At 66.9% G+C, this 18,640-nt stretch carries 22 protein-coding genes and 1 tRNA gene; 10 read left to right on the plus strand and 13 right to left on the minus strand.

The annotated features are described in order from the left end of the window. Positions 1 to 67 precede the first annotated feature (67 nt). A complete protein-coding gene (locus LZ585_RS14360; protein WP_234854212.1) occupies positions 68 to 3,178 on the minus strand; it encodes an efflux RND transporter permease subunit in 3,111 nt (1,036 codons plus the stop codon). A gap of 6 nt (positions 3,179 to 3,184) precedes the next feature. After that, entirely contained in the window at positions 3,185 to 4,303 is a 1,119-nt protein-coding gene (locus tag LZ585_RS14365; protein ID WP_234854214.1) for an efflux RND transporter periplasmic adaptor subunit, read from the minus strand. Between the two features lie 191 nt (positions 4,304 to 4,494). Between LZ585_RS14365 and LZ585_RS14370 the strand changes: the two genes are divergently transcribed. After that, positions 4,495 to 5,088 carry a TetR/AcrR family transcriptional regulator gene (locus LZ585_RS14370; RefSeq protein WP_234854216.1) on the plus strand — a complete coding sequence of 198 codons (594 nt, stop codon included), beginning with the start codon at positions 4,495 to 4,497 and terminating at the stop codon, positions 5,086 to 5,088. A 9-nt stretch (positions 5,089 to 5,097) separates the two neighbouring features. On the opposite strand, the gene LZ585_RS14375 is transcribed toward LZ585_RS14370, so the two are convergent. The 3 genes from LZ585_RS14375 to LZ585_RS14385 form a co-directional block, all read right to left on the minus strand. Next, the gene (locus LZ585_RS14375) at positions 5,098 to 5,241 is read right to left on the minus strand and encodes a hypothetical protein (RefSeq protein ID WP_234854217.1); all 144 of its coding nucleotides are present in this window, start codon (positions 5,239 to 5,241) and stop codon (positions 5,098 to 5,100) included. Between the two features lie 65 nt (positions 5,242 to 5,306). Further along, positions 5,307 to 5,915, minus strand: a complete 609-nt coding sequence (locus LZ585_RS14380) for an RBBP9/YdeN family alpha/beta hydrolase (protein WP_234854218.1) — start codon at positions 5,913 to 5,915, stop codon at positions 5,307 to 5,309. Positions 5,916 to 6,006: 91 nt separating this feature from the next. After that, positions 6,007 to 6,480 carry an Lrp/AsnC family transcriptional regulator gene (locus LZ585_RS14385; RefSeq protein WP_234854219.1) on the minus strand — a complete coding sequence of 158 codons (474 nt, stop codon included), beginning with the start codon at positions 6,478 to 6,480 and terminating at the stop codon, positions 6,007 to 6,009. Positions 6,481 to 6,623: 143 nt separating this feature from the next. On the opposite strand from LZ585_RS14385, the gene LZ585_RS14390 reads away from it, so the two are divergent. Beyond that, positions 6,624 to 7,076 (plus strand): RrF2 family transcriptional regulator, encoded by a 453-nt coding sequence (locus LZ585_RS14390; protein WP_234854220.1) that lies wholly within the window; start codon positions 6,624 to 6,626, stop codon positions 7,074 to 7,076. Here LZ585_RS14390 and LZ585_RS14395 read toward each other — a convergent pair. The 4 genes from LZ585_RS14395 to LZ585_RS14410 are packed head-to-tail and all read right to left on the minus strand — an operon-like array spanning position 7,073 to position 9,165. After that, complete coding sequence (locus tag LZ585_RS14395; RefSeq protein ID WP_234854221.1) at positions 7,073 to 7,723, minus strand: pseudouridine synthase; 651 nt, start codon at positions 7,721 to 7,723, stop codon at positions 7,073 to 7,075. The genes LZ585_RS14390 and LZ585_RS14395 overlap by 4 nt on opposite strands. Further along, a complete protein-coding gene (locus tag LZ585_RS14400; RefSeq protein WP_234854222.1) occupies positions 7,720 to 8,346 on the minus strand; it encodes a LysE family translocator in 627 nt (208 codons plus the stop codon). The genes LZ585_RS14395 and LZ585_RS14400 overlap by 4 nt, the downstream gene beginning before the upstream one ends. After that, positions 8,343 to 8,720: a GFA family protein gene (locus LZ585_RS14405; RefSeq protein WP_234854223.1), complete on the minus strand. Its 378-nt coding sequence runs from the start codon at positions 8,718 to 8,720 to the stop codon at positions 8,343 to 8,345. Before LZ585_RS14405 ends, LZ585_RS14400 begins: the two co-directional genes overlap by 4 nt. Then, on the minus strand, positions 8,713 to 9,165 hold the full coding sequence (locus LZ585_RS14410) for a GAF domain-containing protein (protein WP_234854224.1): 453 nt from the start codon (positions 9,163 to 9,165) through the stop codon (positions 8,713 to 8,715). The genes LZ585_RS14405 and LZ585_RS14410 overlap by 8 nt, the downstream gene beginning before the upstream one ends. An 85-nt stretch (positions 9,166 to 9,250) precedes the next feature. On the opposite strand from LZ585_RS14410, the gene LZ585_RS14415 reads away from it, so the two are divergent. From LZ585_RS14415 to LZ585_RS14435, 5 genes are read left to right on the plus strand one after another with little or no spacing between them, the layout of a single operon-like run. Continuing rightward, positions 9,251 to 10,573, plus strand: a complete 1,323-nt coding sequence (locus LZ585_RS14415; RefSeq protein ID WP_234854225.1) for an ATP-binding protein — start codon at positions 9,251 to 9,253, stop codon at positions 10,571 to 10,573. A gap of 15 nt (positions 10,574 to 10,588) precedes the next feature. After that, on the plus strand, positions 10,589 to 11,212 hold the full coding sequence (locus LZ585_RS14420) for a response regulator (RefSeq protein ID WP_234854226.1): 624 nt from the start codon (positions 10,589 to 10,591) through the stop codon (positions 11,210 to 11,212). 5 nt (positions 11,213 to 11,217) lie between these two features. Next, a complete protein-coding gene (locus LZ585_RS14425; protein WP_234854227.1) occupies positions 11,218 to 11,730 on the plus strand; it encodes a DUF2478 domain-containing protein in 513 nt (170 codons plus the stop codon). Then, positions 11,727 to 12,005 (plus strand): sulfurtransferase TusA family protein, encoded by a 279-nt coding sequence (locus tag LZ585_RS14430; RefSeq protein WP_306751294.1) that lies wholly within the window; start codon positions 11,727 to 11,729, stop codon positions 12,003 to 12,005. The genes LZ585_RS14425 and LZ585_RS14430 overlap by 4 nt, the downstream gene beginning before the upstream one ends. 14 nt (positions 12,006 to 12,019) lie before the next feature. Beyond that, positions 12,020 to 12,946, plus strand: a complete 927-nt coding sequence (locus LZ585_RS14435) for an AEC family transporter (RefSeq protein WP_234854229.1) — start codon at positions 12,020 to 12,022, stop codon at positions 12,944 to 12,946. 19 nt (positions 12,947 to 12,965) lie between these two features. Here the strand turns inward: LZ585_RS14435 and LZ585_RS14440 are convergent. The 3 genes from LZ585_RS14440 to leuB form a co-directional block, all read right to left on the minus strand. Beyond that, positions 12,966 to 13,042 (minus strand) — tRNA-Pro (locus LZ585_RS14440). A gap of 48 nt (positions 13,043 to 13,090) precedes the next feature. Continuing rightward, on the minus strand, positions 13,091 to 14,050 hold the full coding sequence (locus LZ585_RS14445; RefSeq protein ID WP_234854231.1) for a DMT family transporter: 960 nt from the start codon (positions 14,048 to 14,050) through the stop codon (positions 13,091 to 13,093). Continuing rightward, the gene (leuB, locus tag LZ585_RS14450) at positions 14,050 to 15,174 is read right to left on the minus strand and encodes a 3-isopropylmalate dehydrogenase (protein WP_234854232.1); all 1,125 of its coding nucleotides are present in this window, start codon (positions 15,172 to 15,174) and stop codon (positions 14,050 to 14,052) included. The genes LZ585_RS14445 and leuB overlap by 1 nt, the downstream gene beginning before the upstream one ends. A gap of 152 nt (positions 15,175 to 15,326) precedes the next feature. Between leuB and LZ585_RS14455 the strand changes: the two genes are divergently transcribed. Genes LZ585_RS14455 through LZ585_RS14465 form a run of 3 tightly spaced genes read left to right on the plus strand, consistent with a single transcriptional unit; the run spans position 15,327 to position 18,170 of the window. After that, positions 15,327 to 16,517, plus strand: coding sequence for an MFS transporter (locus LZ585_RS14455; RefSeq protein ID WP_234854233.1), 1,191 nt, complete (start codon positions 15,327 to 15,329; stop codon positions 16,515 to 16,517). A gap of 4 nt (positions 16,518 to 16,521) precedes the next feature. Beyond that, entirely contained in the window at positions 16,522 to 17,559 is a 1,038-nt protein-coding gene (locus LZ585_RS14460) for a glycosyltransferase family 4 protein (protein ID WP_234854234.1), read from the plus strand. After that, positions 17,556 to 18,170, plus strand: a complete 615-nt coding sequence (locus tag LZ585_RS14465) for a glycosyltransferase family 29 protein (RefSeq protein WP_234854235.1) — start codon at positions 17,556 to 17,558, stop codon at positions 18,168 to 18,170. Before LZ585_RS14460 ends, LZ585_RS14465 begins: the two co-directional genes overlap by 4 nt. Here LZ585_RS14465 and LZ585_RS14470 read toward each other — a convergent pair. Further along, the gene (locus LZ585_RS14470; RefSeq protein ID WP_234854236.1) at positions 18,167 to 18,634 is read right to left on the minus strand and encodes a DUF2214 domain-containing protein; all 468 of its coding nucleotides are present in this window, start codon (positions 18,632 to 18,634) and stop codon (positions 18,167 to 18,169) included. The genes LZ585_RS14465 and LZ585_RS14470 overlap by 4 nt on opposite strands. Between the last annotated feature and the right edge of the window lie 6 nt (positions 18,635 to 18,640).

An 18,640-nucleotide genomic window follows, 5' to 3' on the forward strand; every position in this document is an offset into this window, starting at 1 on the left:
CGGACCGCTGCGCAGGCCCCAGTGTCCTAAACGGAATCAGCCAGTGCGGGGCGGTGCATTCGGAAACTCATGCGGGCTTCCGCCTTCTTTTCTTCACAAGCTCAACCGCCTTCAGCACGGCCACATAGAAGACCGGCACCAGGAAGATCCCGATTACGGCGGATGACGCCATGCCGCCCAGAACCCCGATCCCGATGGAGTTCTGCGCCCCTGCCCCGGCGCCGCTGGCGATGGCCAGGGGCAGCACGCCCAGCATGAAGGCAAAGGTGGTCATCAGGATCGGACGCAGGCGCATCTTGGACGCCTCGATGGAGGCCTCCAGCAGGGGACGGCCCTGCGCCACCAGCGATTGCGCGAATTCCACGATCAGGATGGCATTTCGCGCCGCAAGGCCGATGGTCGTCAGCAAGCCCACCTTGAAATAGACGTCATTCGACTGGTCGAAGAACAAGGCCGCCGCCAGGGCGCCCAGGATGCCCACCGGCACGGTCATCATCACCGCAAGCGGCACCGTCCAGCTTTCGTAAAGCGCGGCAAGCGCCAGGAACACGACCAGGGCAGACAGCGCGAACAGCACCGGCGCCTGGTTGCCCGACAGCCGTTCCTGATAGGACAGGCCCGTCCAGGCGGTCCCGTAGCCGCCGTCCATTTCCGCCACGATCTCCTCCATCGCGTCCATGCCCGCGCCGGACGACAGCCCCTGGGCCGAGGCGCCCGACAGTTCCAGGGCGCGGGTGCCGCCATAGCGGGCCAGGGCCTGGGGTTCCTGATCCCAGACCTGGGTGGAAAAGGCTCCGAAATTCACGATGTCGCCGTCGGAATTGCGGGCGAACCAGCGGTCGATATCCTCGGGCTGGGACCGGGCGTAAGCCTCGCCCTGGACGATCACCGGGCGCAGTTCGGTGCCAAGCGCAAAATCGTTCACGTCACGGCCCGAAAAGATCACGGACAGCATCGCGTTCACCTCGGATATGGACAGGCCAAAGGCCGCGGCCTTCTGCTGGTCGATGTCCAGGCGCAGGGAGGTCTGGAACGGCGCCTCGTTTCCGCGCAGGTTGGTGACGCGCCCATCTGTTTGCGCGGTTGCAACAAGCTGGTCGGCGGCAGCGGACAGGGCTTCCTGCCCCCGGCCCGACTGGTCCAGCAGATACATGGAAAAGCCGGACGACGCACCCATGCCGGGGATCGAGGGCGGTTGCAGGAAATAGGCCTGGCCCGCGCGGTTGTTCATGAAGAAATACCCGTTCGCCCGCGCCACCAGCGATGCCACGTCCAGGCCCGGTCGATCCTCGTATTCGCGCAGCTTGGCAAACAGCATGGCATTGTTCTGGCCCGACCCGCCGAAGCTGAAGCCCAGGACGGAAAAAGTCGATTCGACTGTGTCGGATTCCTGGACGCGCAGGTATTCCTCGACCTTTTCGACCAGGGCCTGGGTTGCGGCGGTGGTCGATCCGTCGGGCGTCTGGATCATCACCATCATCACGCCCTGATCCTCGTCCGGCAAAAAGGATCCGGGCAGCTTGCCGTAAAGCGCCCCGGCCCCGAAGCCGATGGCCACCAGCACGATCAACATCCGGAACGGACGGCGCACCAGCCGCGACACCGCCGCGCCATAGCCGTTGGTGGCGCGATCCAGGTTGCGGTTGAACCAGCGGGCGGGTGCGATCCCGTCGCCATGCTTGCGCGGGCGCAACAGGCTGGCGCACATGGCCGGCGTCAGGATCACGGCCACGCCCAGCGACAGCACCATGGCGGTGATGATCGTCAGCGAGAACTGGCGATAGATCACCCCTGTCGCCCCAGACATGAAGGCCATGGGCAGGAACACCGCCGACAGCACCATCACGATGCCGACCAAGGCCGAGGTGATCTCGTCCATGCTTTTCTGCGTGGCCTCGACGGGGCCAAGGCCTTCCTCCTCCATCACCCGCTCGACGTTTTCGACCACGACGATGGCGTCGTCGACCAGAAGGCCGATGGCCAGCACCAGGGCGAACATGGTCAGCGTGTTGATGGAAAAGCCCGCCGCCGCCAGCACGCCAAAGGTGCCCAGAAGCACGACCGGGATGGCGACCACCGGGATGATTGTGGCGCGCCAGCTTTGCAGGAAGGCCAGGATCACCAGGAAGACCAGCACCACGGCCTCGGCCAGGGTCTTGTAGACCTGGTGGATCGACTTTTCGACAAAGGGCGCGGTGTCATAGGGATAGACGACCTGCACCCCCGCAGGCAGGGACGGCGCAACAGTGTCGATGACCGCGCGCACGGCATGGGCGGTATCGACGGCATTCGCCCCCGTCGCCAGGTTCACGCCGAAACCCGCCGCCGGGTTGCCGTTGTACCGCGCAGCCCCGCCATAGGATTCCTGCCCGATCTCGATCCGGGCGACATCCCCCAGGAAGACGGTTGACCCGTCCGGGTCCACCCGCAACAGGATCCGCTCGAATTCGGGGACGGATGAAAACTGCGACTGCGCCGACAAGGTCATGGTCAGCCGCTGCCCTTCGGCACTGGGTTCGGCGCCCAGGTCGCCCACGGTGACATTGCTGTTCTGTTGGGACACGGCTGCGGTCACATCGGCGGGCGTGACCTGGTATTGCGCCATCTTCATCGGATCCAGCCAGATGCGCATCGCATAGCCCGACCCGAAGGTGTTGATCGATCCGACGCCCGGCGTCCGCTTGACCGGATCCTCGATCATCTGGGACACCAGATCGCCCAGCTCGACCGTCGAATGGCTGCCATCGCTGCTGGTCAGCGCCCCCACCAGCAGGATCGACGAGGTCGAGCGCGACACGTTCACGCCCTGGCTCTGCACGATGTCGGGCAGCTGGCTGGTGACCAGTTGCAGCTTGTTCTGGACCTGGACCTGCGCGATGTCGGGATCGACCGTGTCGTCAAAGGTCAGCGACACCGAGGCAGATCCCGGCGTCGAATTCGAGGTCATGTAGATCAGGCCGTCGATCCCGGTCATCCCGTCCTCGATCACGGTGGTGACGGAATTTTCCACGATCTCGGCGGATGCGCCGGTATAGCTCGCGCTGATGCGGACGGTGGTGGGGGCGATCTGGGGATATTGCTCGATCGCCAGGGATTGCAGGCCGAGGGCGCCGACCAGCATGGTCACAAAGGCCAGAACCCAGGCAAAGACGGGACGGTGGATGAAAAAGCGGGCCATGCGCGGTTACTCTGCCGGGGCGGCTTCGGCCGCCTCGGGTTGGGCCGGAGCATCCGGGGCCGTGGGGGCGGGCTGTTCGCGGACCACGCCGTTTTCGTCCAGCGTGACCGGCACGGCCGTCACCGCCGCGCCTTCGCTCAGCGCGGCCAGGTTATCGACCGCCAGCAGATCGCCGGGTTCCAGCCCGTCGGTCACGATCCAGTGGTTTCGATAGCTGCCGTCATCGGTCAGGTTCACCTGCACGGCCTTGTTGTCGCGCACGACCCAGGCCGTCAGCTGGCCGGTCTTGCCGCGCGCCGCGGCGTTCTGCGTGACCAGGAAAGCCTCGGTCGTGCCCAGGTCGATCTGGCCGCGCAGGAACATTCCCGGCAGGATCAGGCGGCGCGGGTTGTCGAACCGGAACCGCGTGTCCACCGCCCCGGTCGAGGTCGAGACGGTAAAGCCCGGCGCGACCAGTTCCCCGGTCGCCGCATAGGTTTCGCCGGTTTCCAGCGTCAGGGTGGCTTGCAGCCGTTCGTTCAGTTGCAACCGGCCTTCGCTGATGTCGTCGCGCAAGGACAGCATCCGGGCCGAGGGCTCGTACATATCCACTTCGATGGGATCGAGGCTGGTGACGGTGGCAAGCGCCTGGGCCTGGCCCGCCGTGACCAGATCGCCCACAGACACGGCCGCCACACTGGCCATGCCGTCGATGGGGCTGGTCACGGTGGTCCAGCCCAGTTCGGCCTGCGCCAGGGTCAGCGCGGCCTCGGCCGCTTGCAGCGCGGCCTCGGCCTGTTCCAGGGTGGCGCGCGATTGGTCCACCTGCGCCTGCGTGGTGCCCGATCCCAGCAACTGTTCGGTCCGCCCAAAGGATGTCTGCGCCTGCGTCAGCGCCGCCTGGGCAGAACTTACCTGGGCCTGGGCGCTTTTCAGGTTTGCCTCGTAGGTGGTCGGGTCGATGCGGAACATCGGCGCGCCTGCTTCAAGCGCGGTGCTGGGCTTGTACAGGATTTCCGTCACCAGCCCGCCGACCCTGGGGCGAATCGCCGCTTCGGATTGCGCCACCGCGCGACCGGGAAGCGTCAGGATCCGCGGCACCGGCTGGGGCTGCACCTGGACCACGCCGACTTGGGTCGGGGGCATCTGATCCTGTTGCGCCTGGGCCGGCAGGGATAGGAACCACAAGGCAAGAAAGGCAACGCATACCACTGGGCGGATTCGGGACATCGGATGATTCCTTCTGAAAGGGCGCCAGAACGGCAATGCTTGGTGGCCTTGTTGCATGATCATGCACAGTGTGCAATATTTGCTTGAAATGAATCTGGGAGACTGGCATGGTCGTGAAAACAACGCTTCGTGACCGAAGGCGGATCCAGACCGCGCGGGAAATCCAGCGGACGGCGCTGTCGCTGGCGCTGCGCCAGGGATATGACAGCGTGACCACGGAAATGATCGCGGCCGAGGCCGGGATCAGCCAGCGGACCTTCTTCAACTATTACCTGAACAAGAATGCGGCGATCATCGGCACGGCGCCCAGCTTCGACGACGCGACCGTGGCCTGGTTCCGCAATTCGTCCGGCCCGCTGCTGAACGATCTGTTGCAGGCGCTGCGGCATCTGTTGTGCAACAGCGACCTGAACCGGGAAACGTCACAGCTGATCGACCGGCTGCTGGACAGGGCGCCGGAATTGCTGCCGATCTTTTACGGGTCGCTGAAACGCCTGGGCGACCAGATCGCCGACCTGGCCGTCACCCGCCTGGGCGAGGCTTCCCGTCCCGATGCCGAACTGCTGGCCCAGGCGATCTCGCACGCCCTGGCCGACACGTTCCGCATCTGGGCCAATGACGATGCGATGTCGCCAGACAGCATCGTCGATGTTGCCGCCGCCAAGTTGCAGGTCTTGCACGGGTATCTGGCCCAAGCCTGAGGCCGGGGGTCAGCCCAGGGCTGCGGCCAGCAGAACCAGACCCGACAGAGCGGCAAGGACCGGCAGAGCGCGGGCCATGCCGCGTCCGGTGTCGAGGGTGCAGGCGTCCTGCCCGATGCGGCGCAAATGCAGTTCGGTCTGGATGTCGAACATAAAAGGCACTCCGAAATGAACAATGGGGCAGGGATCGCTGTGGCGTCTGATACTGCGGGCGGGCATCATGCGCCCGCCGGGGGTGCCCGGCGCGGGGACGAGGCCTGGCCCAGCAACCTGCGCAGCATCGACGGACGCGCGGTCTGGTCCAGCAGCCGGTCCCGGATCACCTTGCCCCCCGGCCAGGGACCAAAGCCCGAGGCCACGTTGACATGGCCCGCATGACCCAAGTCGATCAGGTCCGCGCCCAGGTCGTCCGCCAGATCCCGGCTGCGGTCAAAGGACATCCACGGATCGTTGCGGCTGGCAACCAGCACCGTGGGCACGTCCAGCGCCCTGTCGGGCAGCGGGCCGAAGCGGCGGATGCGCCTGCAGTCGTCAAATCCCGCCATTGGATCGGCCGGGGCCACCAGAACGGCGCCGCGCACCCGCAGCCCCGACCAGCGGTCCAGCATCTGCGCGATCAGCACCGATCCCAAGGAATGGCCGACCAGGATGCTGCCGGGGTGGCGCAGGATCATCACGGCCAAGGCAGCCTCCCAGGCCTCGCGGATGGGACGGCGGGGGTCCGGCAGATCGACGAGCATGGCGTTCGGATCGGTGCGCGCCCACCAGTCCTGCCAATGGGGGCTGGGCGATCCGTCAAGGCCGGGAACGATCAGGGTCTTGGACATGGGGCGGTTCCTTTCATCCGTTCCGATAACACTACAATTCCTGTCGTGATTTGGTTCCCAAAGATCCCCTTCCAAAGGGAATGCCGTTCCCTCAGCGGTCGCGGGTATTGACCGGATAGGCGGTGCTGTGGCGCAGCCGTTCCATCGCGAAATGCGAGGTCAGGTTCTTGATCGGAACCGCATCGGTCAGCCGGCGATAGAAATCGTCGTATGCAGCCATGTCGGCCACCGCAACGTGCAGCAGGTAATCCATTTCCCCGGCCATGCGGTAGGCCTCCATGATCTCGGGGAATTTCCTGACGGCGGCCATGAACGCGTCGCGCCAGCCTGCGCCGTGATCGGCGGCCTCGATCCCCACGAAGACGGTCAGGCCAAGCCCCAGCTTTGCCGGATCGGCCAGGGCCACGCGGCCCGTCAGGACGCCTGTCGATTCCAGCTTCTGGATGCGCTTCCAGCAGGGGGTTTGCGACAGCCCCACCTGGTCGGCGATCTGCGCGATCGGCTGGGTTGCATCGGCCATCAGGGCGGCGACGATCTTGCGGTCGATCAGGTCCAGGCTGGTCATGCGTATCCTCGGCGGCAGGTCTTTCGTGCAGACTGCCAGAAAAACATCAAATGTCCACCGTCTTTGTCGTATATATCTGGAACGCCATAACCTGCGACAAATCTCGACCTTGATGCGGGTATTTTATCGCCGTAGGGTGGGCCATGATCACGCAGAAGATGAAATACGCGCTCAAGGCGATGCTGGTGCTGGGGGACGAAGCCGCCCAGCCCGCCCCCGAGGCGTTGACCATCGAAAAGATCGCCCGCCGGTCGGACACCCCCAAGCGGTTCCTGGAACAGATCCTGCTGGAAATCAGGAACGCGGGCATGGTCAGTTCCATTCGCGGCCGGTCGGGCGGCTATCTGCTGATCAAGCGGCCCAGCGACATTTCCATTTCCGAACTGCTGCGCCTGATCGACGGACCGATCGCCCCCCTGCCCTGCCTGTCGCGCCGCGCCTATCAACGCTGCGAGGATTGCCGCGACGAGGCGTCCTGCCGCATCCGCAAGGTTTTCGCCGAGATTTTCTGGTCCTATCTGATCCTGATCGAGTCGCTGACGCTGGAGGATATGCTGCGGTCCGAACAGGTGGCGGGCCAGGTGATCGGGGCCTAGAACGGCGCGGGCTGGCTGAAGCTGACCTGCGCGCCGCTGTCGGGATGGCGCAGGCGCAGGCTTTCGGCGTGCAGCATCAGGCGCGGGTGATCCGCCGCAGCGCCCGTCGCATACAAGGGATCGCCCAGGATCGGATGGCCTGTTTCCGCCATGTGGACGCGCAATTGATGGCTGCGTCCGGTCAGCGGGAACAGGCGGACGCGGGTTTCGGCATCGCTGGCGCGGATCACCCGCCATTCGGTCAGCGCCGGGCGCCCCGTGTCGTGATCGACCTTCTGGCGCGGACGGTTCGGCCAGTCGACGATCAGCGGCAGATCGACGGCGCCGGTCTTCGGCTCCAATCGCCCGGACAGGCGGGCGACATAGACTTTCTTGACGCGGCGATCCTCGAACTGCTTTGACAAGGTGCGCTGCGCGTGAGGCGTCAAGCCAAAGACCATTACCCCCGACGTATCCTGGTCCAGGCGATGCACCAGCAGCACGGTCGGAAAGGCACCGCGCAGCCGGTTGATCAGGCAGTCGTCCTTGCCCTCGCCCCGGCCCGGAACCGACAAAAGGCCCGCGGGCTTGGCAACCACCAGGATTTCGTGATCGGCATGGATCACCTGCGGCGCGTCAGGGGGCGGGGCATAGGTAAAGACCGTCACTTCGCGACCAGCCGGATCGCCAGGCCCGCGAACATCACGGCGGCGATCTTGTTGATCAGGCCCAATCGCTGACCGATCACATGACCCGCATAGCCCGCCACGATGCCATAGCCCATCGTGACCAGCGTGCCGGTAAAGGCGAAGATCAGCCCCAGGCCCAGGATCTGCTGCCAGATCGGACCCCAGGCAGGGCTGGTGAACTGTGGCAGAAAGGCCAGCAGGAACAGCACCGGCTTGGGGTTCAGGGCGTTGGACAGGAAACCGCGCCGGATGATGTTCCAGGGCCGCACGCTGCCGCGCGCCGAAGGATCGGCCGGACCCGCCCGCCAGCTTTTCCAGGCCAGCCACAACAGATAGGCCGCGCCCGCATACTTGATCGCCAGCAGTGCCCCGGGATGGGCGGCGACGACCGCGCCCAGGCCCACGGTCGCCAGCGTCACGTGCATCAGCACGCCCAGGCCCACCCCAAGGCCCGCCAAGGCCCCCGCGCGCGGACCGCCCTGGATCCCGCAGGCACTGGCGAAGAACACGTCCTGACCCGGCGCCACGTTCAGCATCAGCCCGCCCGCGACGAACGTGGCCAGTTGCGCCAGCGGAATGGCGGCGATCGTGTCCCAGATCATCCCTGCGGATCCTGCGGCAGGCCGTCCGCGATGTCATAATAATCGCCTTTGTCGGCCACATAGATATGCCCCGCCATCCGCAGGCCGGTGGGATTGTCCACCGCGCCCGGCGCGACCTCGATCCCGCCATGGCCCTGGCGGCGCCAGAACAGGCTGCTGCCGCAGTCGGGGCAAAAGCCGCGCTCGGCCTCGGCCGAGGATCGGAACCACTTGACCTGGCCCCCGATCGTCAGATCGGCGGCCTGGGCGGCGGCCCAGACATGGCCCGACCAGCGGCGGCACTGGCTGCAATGGCAGGCCCGCAAGGGATCGCCGCCCCAGCGGCCCGTAAAGGTGACCGCGCCGCACAGGCAACGCCCGGTGAAGTCAGACATGACCGAAAACCTCCTCCAGAATGAAGGCCAGTCGGGTGGCATCCTCGTCGGTGAAGGCGTCCGGCCGGTCGCTGTCGATATCCAGAACGCCGATCAGCCGCCCGCCGTTGCCATGGACCGGCAGGACGATCTCGGACCGGGTGGAACTGGCGCAGGCGATATGGCCGGGAAAAGCATCCACGTCGGGCACCAGTTGCACCTGCCCCGTGCGCGCCGCGGCCCCGCAGACCCCGCGGGAGAAGGGAATCACCAGACAGCCATGGCCGCCCTGGTAAGGGCCGATCTTCAGCAATTCGGGCGCGACCACCCGGTAGAAGCCGGTCCAGTCGAAGCGGTCGTCGGAATGATGGATCTCGCAGGCAAGGGTCGCCATCAGCGCGACCTCGTCGGTTTCGCCCTGGGTCAGGGCGCGGATTCGGGCGGTCAGGGCGTCATAATCGGTCATGGCTTCTTCTATGCCGTGCGACAGGCCGCGAAAAGCCGCGATTGTGCCATGGACGGCCCTTCGGCCCTGGGCCAATCTGCGGGCCATGACCCGCATCAGCCTGACACAGCGCATTCTTCTGGTGATTTTGGCCGTTCAGGCGGCGCTGTTCGCGGCTCTGGCGTTTGCCAGCCTAGAGGGTGCGCGCCGCGACATCGCCGCCGAAACGCGTCTGGCGGTGGAAACCGCGCGCGCCCTGGTGCTGGCGACGGTGGGCACCATGCATGGGGCGGTGCCGCCCGACCGGATCATGCAGCTTTTGCCCGAACGGCTGGTGGTGCCGCGCCATGTGACGCTGGGAACCGTCGATGTCCTGGACGGCGTGGTGCGCCGCGCCCGCGCGCCGACGCAGGCCCAAACCCCCGCACCCGGATGGTTCGCGGCCCTGGTCGCGCCGAATCTGCTGGAAACCCGGCTGCCCGTGGTGATCGAGGGCCGCCCGCGCGGCTATGTCTTCATCGCCACCGACCCCGAGGCCGAAATTGCCCTGGCCTGGCGGAACCTGTCGGCCTTTCTGGGCCTGGCCGCCCTGGCTTCGGTGGTTCAAGGGCTGCTGATCCTGCTGGCCACCCGACAGGCGCTGCGTCCGGTCACGACGATCGCCAGCCGCCTGGCCGACCTGCGCCGGGGGGATTTGTCGGCGCGGGTCGGCCCTGTGGCGCAACGCGACCTGATCCCCATTGCCGCAGGTGTGGACGATCTGGCCCAGGCCCTGCAACAGGCCCAGGCGGACCGCGCCCGGCTGCAACGCCGCGTGGTCACGCGCGGGGACGAGGAACGCAAGGCCGTCGCCCGCGACCTGCATGACGAGATGGGCCCCTGCCTGTTCGGCCTGCGGGTCGAGGCCGATGCCCTGCGCGAGGCGGCGGCCTCCCCCGCCATCGCCGCCCATGCCCAGGCCATTGCCGACATCGCCGAGGAAATCGCCCGCGTGAACCGCGCGCTACTGGGCGACCTGCGGCCTGCCGCCATCGGCCAGCTGCCGCTGGCGACAGTGCTTTCCGATTACGTGGCAGATCTGGGGCGGCGCTTTCCAGACCTGGACATTGACCTGGACCTGGCTCCTGGCCTGGCCGAGCCGGACGAGGCGACCGCCCTGACCTTGTTCCGCATCGTGCAGGAAGGCACCACCAACGCCCTGCGCCATGCAGGGGCCGACCGCGTGACGGTGCGTCTGTGGACAGATCCCGCGCATTGGCGGATCGTGCTGTCCGACGACGGGGGCGGGATGGCGCCGGACAGCCGGGAAGGCACCGGCTTGACCGGGATGCGCGAACGGATCACGCTTCTGGGCGGCGATTTGTCCTTGTCCTCGGGGTCGGAGGGGACCACCATCAGCGCCAGCCTGCCCTTGCAGCAGCCGGAATGAAGGTTCGACATCACGATGAAATCCGCGCTTGTCATCGACGATCACCCCATCACCCACCTGGGCGCGAACCGCCTTTTGCGCGAACTGGGGTATGAGCGGATCGGCCAGGCCATGTCGGGCGAGGACGCCCTAGCGCAACTGTCCGGCGGCGATGCGCCCGACCTGATCGTCCTGGACATCAGCCTGCCGGGGCGGGGCGGGCTGGATCTGGTGACACCCTTGCGCGACGCCGCGCCCGATGCACGCATCCTGGTCTTTTCGATGAACGACCAGACCGGTTTTGCCGCCCGGGCCTTGCAGGCAGGTGCGCAAGGATTCCTGTCCAAGAACGCGCCGCCTGCCGATTTCCGCGACGCCGTGCGGATGCTGGAAGGGGGCGAATTCTATCTGTCGCCCAAGCACGCGATGGCGCTGGCAACGCTGCGGGCGGGGGCATCCGCCGATCCTCTGGGCGCGCTGTCGGACCGGGAACGGCAGGTGCTGGCGCTGATCGGCCGGGGGCTTGGCCTGCAAGCCATCGCGGACGAGCTGGACGTCAGCTACAAGACGGCAGCCAACACCTCGTCCGCCTTGAAAAAGAAGCTGGGCGTGGACGGCATCAACGGGCTGATGAAATTCGCCCTGGACAGCGGGGTATGACGGCAATGCTGGGATGGTTCAGCCTGGAAGACGACGCCCCGGACGGGGAAGCCGACCGGATCCTGGCACGGCTGGCAAAGGGTCTTGCCGATGCCGGGCTGCGGCTGGCGGGCGCCGTCCAGCGCAACACGGACCTGGGCGCGGATTGCGCCTGCGACATGGACGTGCTGGTGATTGGCGAGGAAGACGCGCCGATCCGCATTTCCCAGTCGCTGGGCAGCGGATCGTCCGGCTGCCGGCTGGATCCCGGCGCCCTGGAAATGGCGGCGGCGCGTGTCGAGGCACGGCTGGCGGGTGCCGAATTGCTGATCCTGCCCAAGTTCGGCCGGCAGGAAGCCATTGGCCGGGGCTTTCGCAGCCTGATCGCGCAAGCCCTGGCCCAGGACGTGCCGGTCCTTTTGCACGTGCCCCCTGAACAGCGCGCCGACTTTGACCGATTCCGCGAAGGAATGGGACAGCGCATCCCGCCAAGCGCCCTGGCCGAATGGTGCCTGGATCAGGTTACGGGCGTCCAGTGACCGAAGATCCGGTGATCGACGCGCGCGGGTTGCTGTGCCCGCTGCCGGTCTTGCGGCTGCGCAAGCTGCTGGGGGACCGGCCGCCGGGCGCGCGGGTGCGGCTGTGGGCCTCTGACGCCATGGCCCTGGTGGATGTGCCGCATTTCTGCGAGGGCTCGGGGCACCGGCTGGTCGGGCAGCGCGACATTGGCGGCGGCGTTCATGAATTCACCGTCGAAAGGGGGCCTTCCGCCCCCTCGGCCGCCATCGCGGCCTCACCCCCCGAGGATATTTGAGTGAAGAAGAAGGCATGCTTGCCGTATTCCTGAAGACGCTGCCCTTTTTCGGGCTGATCGGCCTGGGGTGGCTGGCGGCACGGACGCGGCTTTTTCCCCAGGAAGGGGCAGTGTGGCTGACAAAGTTCGTCTTCTATTTCGCGCTGTCGGCAATGCTGTTCCGCTTTGCCGCCCGGCTGGATCTGGCAGCGTTGTTCGATGCGCGGTTCGCAGGCGCCTATCTGGCCGGATCCCTTGCGGTCTGGCTGGTCGGCATGGCCGCTGCCCGCGTCCGCGGCCTGCCCTTGTCTGATTCAGCGATGGAGGCGCAGTGCTGCATGATCGGCAACACGGGCTTTCTGGGCGTGCCGATGCTGGTCGTGCTATTGGGCGAACGGGCCGTGGGGCCGGTGCTGATGGTTCTGACCATCGATATGCTGGTGTTTTCGACGCTGATCACCCTGATCATCCATGCGGGCCGCAGTGGCGGGCTGCGCCTTGCCACGGTGGTCCCGATCGGGCGGGGCATCGTCGCCAACCCGATGATCCTGTCGATGGTGGCGGGCTTGGCTTGGGCGCAGATGCGCCTGCCCCTGCCCGGTCCCTTGGATGAATTCCTGGTCATGCTGGGGGCCGCCGCCACCCCTGGCGCGCTGTTTGCCATCGGCGCCAGCCTTGCCGGGCGGCGGATCGGGCGGCTTGCGGCGTCGGGATGGCTGTCCTTTGCCAAGCTGGTCATCCATCCCCTGGCCGTGGGTCTGGCGGCGTGGGGTCTGCGCGTGGAACCCTTTGCCGCCGGCGTGATGGTTGCCGCCGCAGCCCTGCCGGTGGCGGGCAATGTCTATATCCTGGCGCAGTATTTCGGCGTGGCGCAGCAACGGGTTTCCGCCGCGATCCTGATATCGACCACCGCCAGCATCGTGACGATCCCGCTGGTCATGCTTCTGATCGGCCAGGCCTGAAACGAAATTCGGGGAAAATTGGTCGGAGCGAGAGGATTCGAACCTCCGACCCCCTGCTCCCGAAGCAGGTGCGCTACCAGGCTGCGCTACGCTCCGACCGTAGGTGGGGCAGGTAGCGCGGGGCGGGGCGGATTGCAAGCCCCGTCAGGGACGCGGCGGCCATATTCTTTGCAGCAGCGAGGTGCGCGGCGCCGTCACCGTTTCCGCCCGGATGCGGGACGCGATCACCGGGCGGTTGGCGGAATTGCCGCCCCGTCCTTCGCGCCAGACGATATAGATGCCCGACCCGATGATAACCGTGGCGCCCAGGACGGTGGGGGCGTCCAGAACCTCGTCGAACAGAAACCAGCCATAGGCGGTGGCCCACAGGATCTGGGAATATTGCATGGGGGCAACGATCGCGGCCTCGCCCGCGCGATAGGCCAGGATCAGCAGGAACCCGGCGATCAGCCCAAGGCAGGCAATCACCCCGGCAAGGGCCAGATCCGGCAACTCCATTGGGCGGTAAGCCAGTGTCAGGGACGCACCGGTGGCCACGAAGTTGCCCAGCATCGGCCACATCAGCAGAACCAGCGGACGTTCGGCCCGACCCAGCTTGCGCAGGATGACGGCGGTCGTCGCCGATGCGATGGCCGAGGCCAGCGCCGCCAGATGCCCCCATTCCAAGGCCTGCGCACCCGGGCGCAGCACGATCAGCACGCCCAGAAGGCCGATCACCACGGCGGCCCAGCGATGCGGCCCCACCCGTTCCCCCAGGATCGGGATCGACAGGATCGTCACCAGCAGAGGGGCGGCGAACAGGATCGCATAAACCTGTGCCAGCGGCAGATGCGAGAAGGCCAGGAAACTGCCCATTCCCGCGACCACCCCCATGGCGGTGCGCAGCGCCACCCAGCCGGGATTGGCCGGGCGCAACGTGCCGGGGGTGGGGTCGCGCATGACGATCAGCGTGACCAGCGGAAAGGACAGAAGCGAGGAAAAGAACAGCACCTGCAATGCGGGATACTGCGCCCCCAGCACCTTGATGACCACGTCATGCGTCGCATAGATGCCCATGGCCAGCAAGGCCAGGGCCGCTCCGCGGACGTTCGATGCCGATTCCATCAGCCCTGGGACAGGGCCGCGACGATGCGATCGCCCATCTGAGACGTGGTGACGGGGGTGCCGCCTTCCGGTCCCATCAGGTCGGCCGTGCGCACGCCATCGGCCAGCACCCGTTCGACCGCGCGTTCCAGATCGGACGCCGCCTGCCCTTCATCGAAGGAATAGCGCAGGGCCATCGCGAAGGACAGGATGCAGGCGATCGGGTTGGCGCGGCCCTGCCCGGCGATGTCGGGTGCCGATCCGTGGACGGGTTCGTACATTGCCTTGGGGCGGCCATTCGCCATGGGCGCGCCCAAGGAGGCCGAGGGCAGCATCCCCAGGCTGCCGGTCAGCATCGCGGCGGCGTCCGACAGCAGATCGCCGAACAGGTTGTCGGTCACGATCACGTCGAACTGGCGCGGGTTGCGCACAAGCTGCATCGCGCCATTGTCGGCATACATATGGGTCAGGTCCACGTCGGAATATTCGTTGTCATGGACCCACTGGACTTCCTCGCGCCAGAGGATGCCGGATTCCATCACATTGGCCTTTTCCATCGAACAGACCTTGTTGCCCCGCCGCCGGGCCAGTTCAAAGGCCGACCGGGCAACGCGCCGGATCTCTCCGCTAGTATAGCGCTGCGTGTTGATGCCCACGCGCCCGCCTTCGTTGTCGGGGTTGTTGCCGTCCGAATGGATGCCGCGCGGTTCGCCGAAATAGACCCCACTGGTCAGCTCGCGCACGATCAGGATGTCCAGGCCCGCCACCACGTCACGCTTGAGGCTGCTGAAATCGGCAAGCGCGTCAAAGCACTGCGCCGGGCGCAGGTTGGCGTAAAGGTCCATCTCCTTGCGCAGGCGCAGCAGGCCGCGTTCAGGTTTCACGCTGAAATCCAGCACGTCGTACTTCGGCCCGCCGACCGCGCCCAGCAGCACCGCGTCCACCGCCTGCGCCCTTGCCATCGTTTCATCCGTCAAAGGCGTGCCATGCGCGTCATAGGAAGCGCCGCCGACCAGACCTTCGCTGATGTCGAAGGACATCCCGCGATTGGCCCCAAACCAGTCGATGACCTTGACCACCTCGGCCATGACCTCGGGACCGATCCCGTCGCCGGGCAGGATGAGAAGCGAATAGCTGTCGGACATGGTTCCTCCGGTCCTTGGGTCGCGGCATCGCGTCCGGTGCTAGCCCCCCCGCTGGGGCTGGTCAAGTTGACGCAGGCGGGCAATTGCACGTCTTGCACCTTCCGCGGCGATGGCCCAGCCTGCGCCCGAACCGCCAGGGGGGAACGCCGCGAATGCCAGTCCTATCCGTGGGCCTTGTCAGCCTGGTGCTGGCCTATGTCCTCAGCCAGTTCTATCGCGCCTTTCTGGCAGTGCTGACGCCGGTCCTGGGCACGGAACTGGGGGCCATGCCCGGCGATCTGGCGCTGTCGTCGGGGCTGTGGTTCGCCACATTCGCGGCGATGCAGATCCCGGTCGGGCGGATGCTGGACCGGATCGGGCCGCGCCTGACGGTGGCCCTGCTGCTGGGGGGCGCGGGGGGCGCGGGGGCTGCGGTCTTTGCCCTGGCCCAGGCGCCCTGGCACCTGCATCTTGCGATGGCGCTGCTGGGCGTGGGCTGCGCGCCGGCCCTGATGGGATCCTATTACATCATTGCACGCGAATACCCCGCCGCGGCCTTTGGCGCCCTGGCGGGAATGATCGTGGGATTCGGCTCGCTCGGCAACATCCTGGGCGCGACGCCGCTGGTCTGGGCAATCGAGACGCTGGGCTGGCGTGCCAGCATTGCTGGCCTGGGCCTTGCCACGGTCGGCGTGGCGTTGCTGATCGCGGGCACCGTGCGCGATCCTGCGAAGCTGGGCACAGACCATCCGCAGGGGTCGCTGGCCGAGGTTCTGCGCCTGCGCGCCCTGTGGTTCATCCTGCCGCTGTTCTTCGTGAACTACGCGGCCTCGGGCGCGATCCGAGGGCTTTGGGCCGCGCCTTATCTGGAACGTGTCTTCGACGCGGATGCCGTCGTGATCGGGCGGGCGACCCTTGCCATGGGCGTGGCCATGATCCTGGGCAATTTCCTGGTGGCCCCCGCCGTGCGGCTGGTGGGCAGCCTGCGCCGGACGGTGCTGATCTTTACCGGCGCCACGCTGGTGGTGATGGGGTTCCTGGTCCTGAACCCCGACCCCGGCCTGCGCCTGGCCGTGGCCTTGCTGGCGTTGATCGGGCTGTCTGGGGCGGGATACGTCCTGCTGATGGCCCATGGGCGGTCCTTCCTGCCCGATCATCTGGTCGGGCGTGGGGTGACATTCCTGAACATGATTTCCATCGGTGGGGTGGGGGTGATGCAGTTCGCCTCGCGCCCGGTCTTCCAGGCGGCGTCCGGGGCCTTTCCCCCGCCGCAGGCCTTCGCAATGCTGTTCCTGTTCTTCCTGATCCCGCTTGCCATCGGCTTCGCCCTGTATTTCCTGACGCCCGAGGCCCGCAATGCCTGATCCGATGACTGACCCGCTGGTCATCGCCCCCAACCTCAAGCGCCGCTTGTCGGGCGTCACTGCGACCGTGGTCCGGCTGATCCCGGTGCAGGAACGAATGATCGCGATCCGTGCGACCGGTCCCGGCCTGCCGCCGGATGTGCCGCATATTCCGCTGGCCCGCGCCGTCCTGATGCCGCGCGACCGCTGGCGCGTCTGGCACGCCCGGCGCAACACGGAAATGGCCCTGGGGCTGGTGCTGCGGCGGGTGCTGCGGCGAAAATACCGGCTGATGTTCACATCCGCCGCCCAACGCCGCCACACCGGGTTCACCAAGTGGCTGATCCGGCAGCAGGATGCGCTTGTCGCCACATCCGGCAAGGCCGCAGGCTATCTGGACCGGCCCGCCACGGTGGTGATGCATGGCGTGGATACCAAGGTGTTCCAGCCGCCCGCCGACCGGGCCGCGTTGCGCCGCGACCTTGGCCTTGACCCCGATGCGGTGCTGATCGGCTGCTTCGGCCGGGTTCGCGCGCAGAAGGGCGTCGATCTGCTAGTCCGCGCAGGGCTGCGGCTGCTGCCCGACAGGCCGGGCGTTCAGATCGTCTTCACCGGGCGCATCACGCCGGACAACCGCGCCTTTGCCGATGGGCTGCTGGCCGAAATCGCGGCGGCAGGCCTGGGGGATCGCATCCGTTTCCTGGGGGAACTGCCCTGGGACCAGGTTGTGCGGCATTACCAGGCGCTCGATCTGTTCGCGGCCCCTGCCCGCTGGGAAGGCTTTGGCCTGACGCCGCTGGAGGCGATGGCCTGCGGCGTCCCCACCGTGGCCGCCCGCGTCGGGGCCTATGAAACCCTGATCCGCGACGGCGTGACCGGCAGCCTGGTGCCCGCTGACGATGAGGAGGCATTGACCGAGGCATTGCGGCGCTGGCTGGACGATCCCGCCGCGCGCGATGCCGCCGGCCGAGCCGCCCGCGACCACGTTGCCACCAACCATGCCATCGACGGCGAGGCCCGCGCCTTGGTCGCCATTTACAACGACCTGCTGGCCCGGCCATGAACAAGCTGCGCTTTTATGCCGCCCGGACGCTGCGCGATGAAGCTGCGCTGCAAGCCCTGTCCGTTCCCCAGGCCGATCTGCTGGCTGATCTGGACGGCAAGTCGGTTGCCTTGGTCGGCAATGCCCGGTCGCTGGCCGACAGCGCACAGGGCGCGGCCATCGACGCCGCCGATGTCGTCATCCGCATCAACCGCGCCCCCCAGCCCGGGCCCGGCAGCCATGGCACCCGCACCGACTGGCTGGCCCTGGCCGTGCGGCTGTCCGATGAGGATCTGGCCCGCATCGCGCCCCGGCGGATCCTGTGGATGTCGCCCAAGCGCAAGCGCCTGGGCTATCGCATCGCGCAGGGCGACGGCTTTTATCTGCATCCGCTGGCCGATCATCAGGCCTTGAAAGACCGCCTTGCCGCGCCGCCCACCACCGGGGCGATGATGATCGACCTGTTGCTGCGGTCCGGCCTTTCCAGCCTGACCCTTCACGGCTTCGACTTCTTCGCCAGCCAAAGCCTGTCGGGCCGCCGCACCGCCGATCAGGTGCCCCATGACTTTGGCGCCGAAGCGGCCTGGGTTGCGGATTTGCGGCGCAGCGATGGGCGGCTGAGCCTGATCTAAAGAAACCCGATCCATCGCCCGGCCAGCAGCACGCCGGGCCAGATCACCGCCGACAGGGCGGCCAGGATCCGGGCGGCCGGGCCGGGCCGCCCCGTGGCGATCATCTGTTTCCATCCCAGCCTGTGCATCAGGACGACATTGCCCAAGGCCACGGCCAGCAGGACCAGTTTCCAGCGAAAGGCCGCGTTGCCCAGATACTCGGCCGCACTGACCGACCACAGGCAGGCGCCCGTCAGGACGGCCAGTCCCAACCCGATGCCCGCCATCCGCGACAGGAACGGTCCGATCACCGGCAAGGACGGGCCGCGCAGAACCCCCAGGATCCGCAGATCCAGCGGCAGGATCGCGCCCAGCAGCAGTCCGATTCCCAGGATATGCAGCGCGTTCAGCACCATGTACAGATCGCCCGACCCGCGCAGCATCCGCGCCAGGCCCGAGGCTTCGATCCAGGCCGCAAGCTCCATCAGCTG

Source organism: Paracoccus everestensis, assembly GCF_021491915.1.
Taxonomy (GTDB): domain Bacteria; phylum Pseudomonadota; class Alphaproteobacteria; order Rhodobacterales; family Rhodobacteraceae; genus Paracoccus; species Paracoccus everestensis.

What these genes read in the sequence shown, in the direction of transcription:
- leuB (WP_234854232.1), bottom strand. Translation starts at nt 15,174, where the DNA reads ATGTCCGACAGCTATTCGCTTCTCATCCTGCCCGGCGACGGGATCGGT.
- LZ585_RS14390 (WP_234854220.1), top strand. Translation starts at nt 6,624, where the DNA reads ATGATCACGCAGAAGATGAAATACGCGCTCAAGGCGATGCTGGTGCTG.
- LZ585_RS14435 (WP_234854229.1), top strand. Translation starts at nt 12,020, where the DNA reads ATGCTTGCCGTATTCCTGAAGACGCTGCCCTTTTTCGGGCTGATCGGC.
- LZ585_RS14460 (WP_234854234.1), top strand. Translation starts at nt 16,522, where the DNA reads ATGACTGACCCGCTGGTCATCGCCCCCAACCTCAAGCGCCGCTTGTCG.
- LZ585_RS14415 (WP_234854225.1), top strand. Translation starts at nt 9,251, where the DNA reads ATGACCCGCATCAGCCTGACACAGCGCATTCTTCTGGTGATTTTGGCC.
- LZ585_RS14465 (WP_234854235.1), top strand. Translation starts at nt 17,556, where the DNA reads ATGAACAAGCTGCGCTTTTATGCCGCCCGGACGCTGCGCGATGAAGCT.
- LZ585_RS14420 (WP_234854226.1), top strand. Translation starts at nt 10,589, where the DNA reads ATGAAATCCGCGCTTGTCATCGACGATCACCCCATCACCCACCTGGGC.
- LZ585_RS14405 (WP_234854223.1), bottom strand. Translation starts at nt 8,720, where the DNA reads ATGTCTGACTTCACCGGGCGTTGCCTGTGCGGCGCGGTCACCTTTACG.
- LZ585_RS14365 (WP_234854214.1), bottom strand. Translation starts at nt 4,303, where the DNA reads ATGCCCCCGACCCAAGTCGGCGTGGTCCAGGTGCAGCCCCAGCCGGTG.
- LZ585_RS14360 (WP_234854212.1), bottom strand. Translation starts at nt 3,178, where the DNA reads ATGGCCCGCTTTTTCATCCACCGTCCCGTCTTTGCCTGGGTTCTGGCC.
- LZ585_RS14455 (WP_234854233.1), top strand. Translation starts at nt 15,327, where the DNA reads ATGCCAGTCCTATCCGTGGGCCTTGTCAGCCTGGTGCTGGCCTATGTC.
- LZ585_RS14445 (WP_234854231.1), bottom strand. Translation starts at nt 14,050, where the DNA reads ATGGAATCGGCATCGAACGTCCGCGGAGCGGCCCTGGCCTTGCTGGCC.
- LZ585_RS14470 (WP_234854236.1), bottom strand. Translation starts at nt 18,634, where the DNA reads ATGGAGCTTGCGGCCTGGATCGAAGCCTCGGGCCTGGCGCGGATGCTG.
- LZ585_RS14400 (WP_234854222.1), bottom strand. Translation starts at nt 8,346, where the DNA reads ATGATCTGGGACACGATCGCCGCCATTCCGCTGGCGCAACTGGCCACG.
- LZ585_RS14375 (WP_234854217.1), bottom strand. Translation starts at nt 5,241, where the DNA reads ATGTTCGACATCCAGACCGAACTGCATTTGCGCCGCATCGGGCAGGAC.
- LZ585_RS14370 (WP_234854216.1), top strand. Translation starts at nt 4,495, where the DNA reads ATGGTCGTGAAAACAACGCTTCGTGACCGAAGGCGGATCCAGACCGCG.
- LZ585_RS14380 (WP_234854218.1), bottom strand. Translation starts at nt 5,915, where the DNA reads ATGTCCAAGACCCTGATCGTTCCCGGCCTTGACGGATCGCCCAGCCCC.
- LZ585_RS14425 (WP_234854227.1), top strand. Translation starts at nt 11,218, where the DNA reads ATGCTGGGATGGTTCAGCCTGGAAGACGACGCCCCGGACGGGGAAGCC.
- LZ585_RS14385 (WP_234854219.1), bottom strand. Translation starts at nt 6,480, where the DNA reads ATGACCAGCCTGGACCTGATCGACCGCAAGATCGTCGCCGCCCTGATG.
- LZ585_RS14410 (WP_234854224.1), bottom strand. Translation starts at nt 9,165, where the DNA reads ATGACCGATTATGACGCCCTGACCGCCCGAATCCGCGCCCTGACCCAG.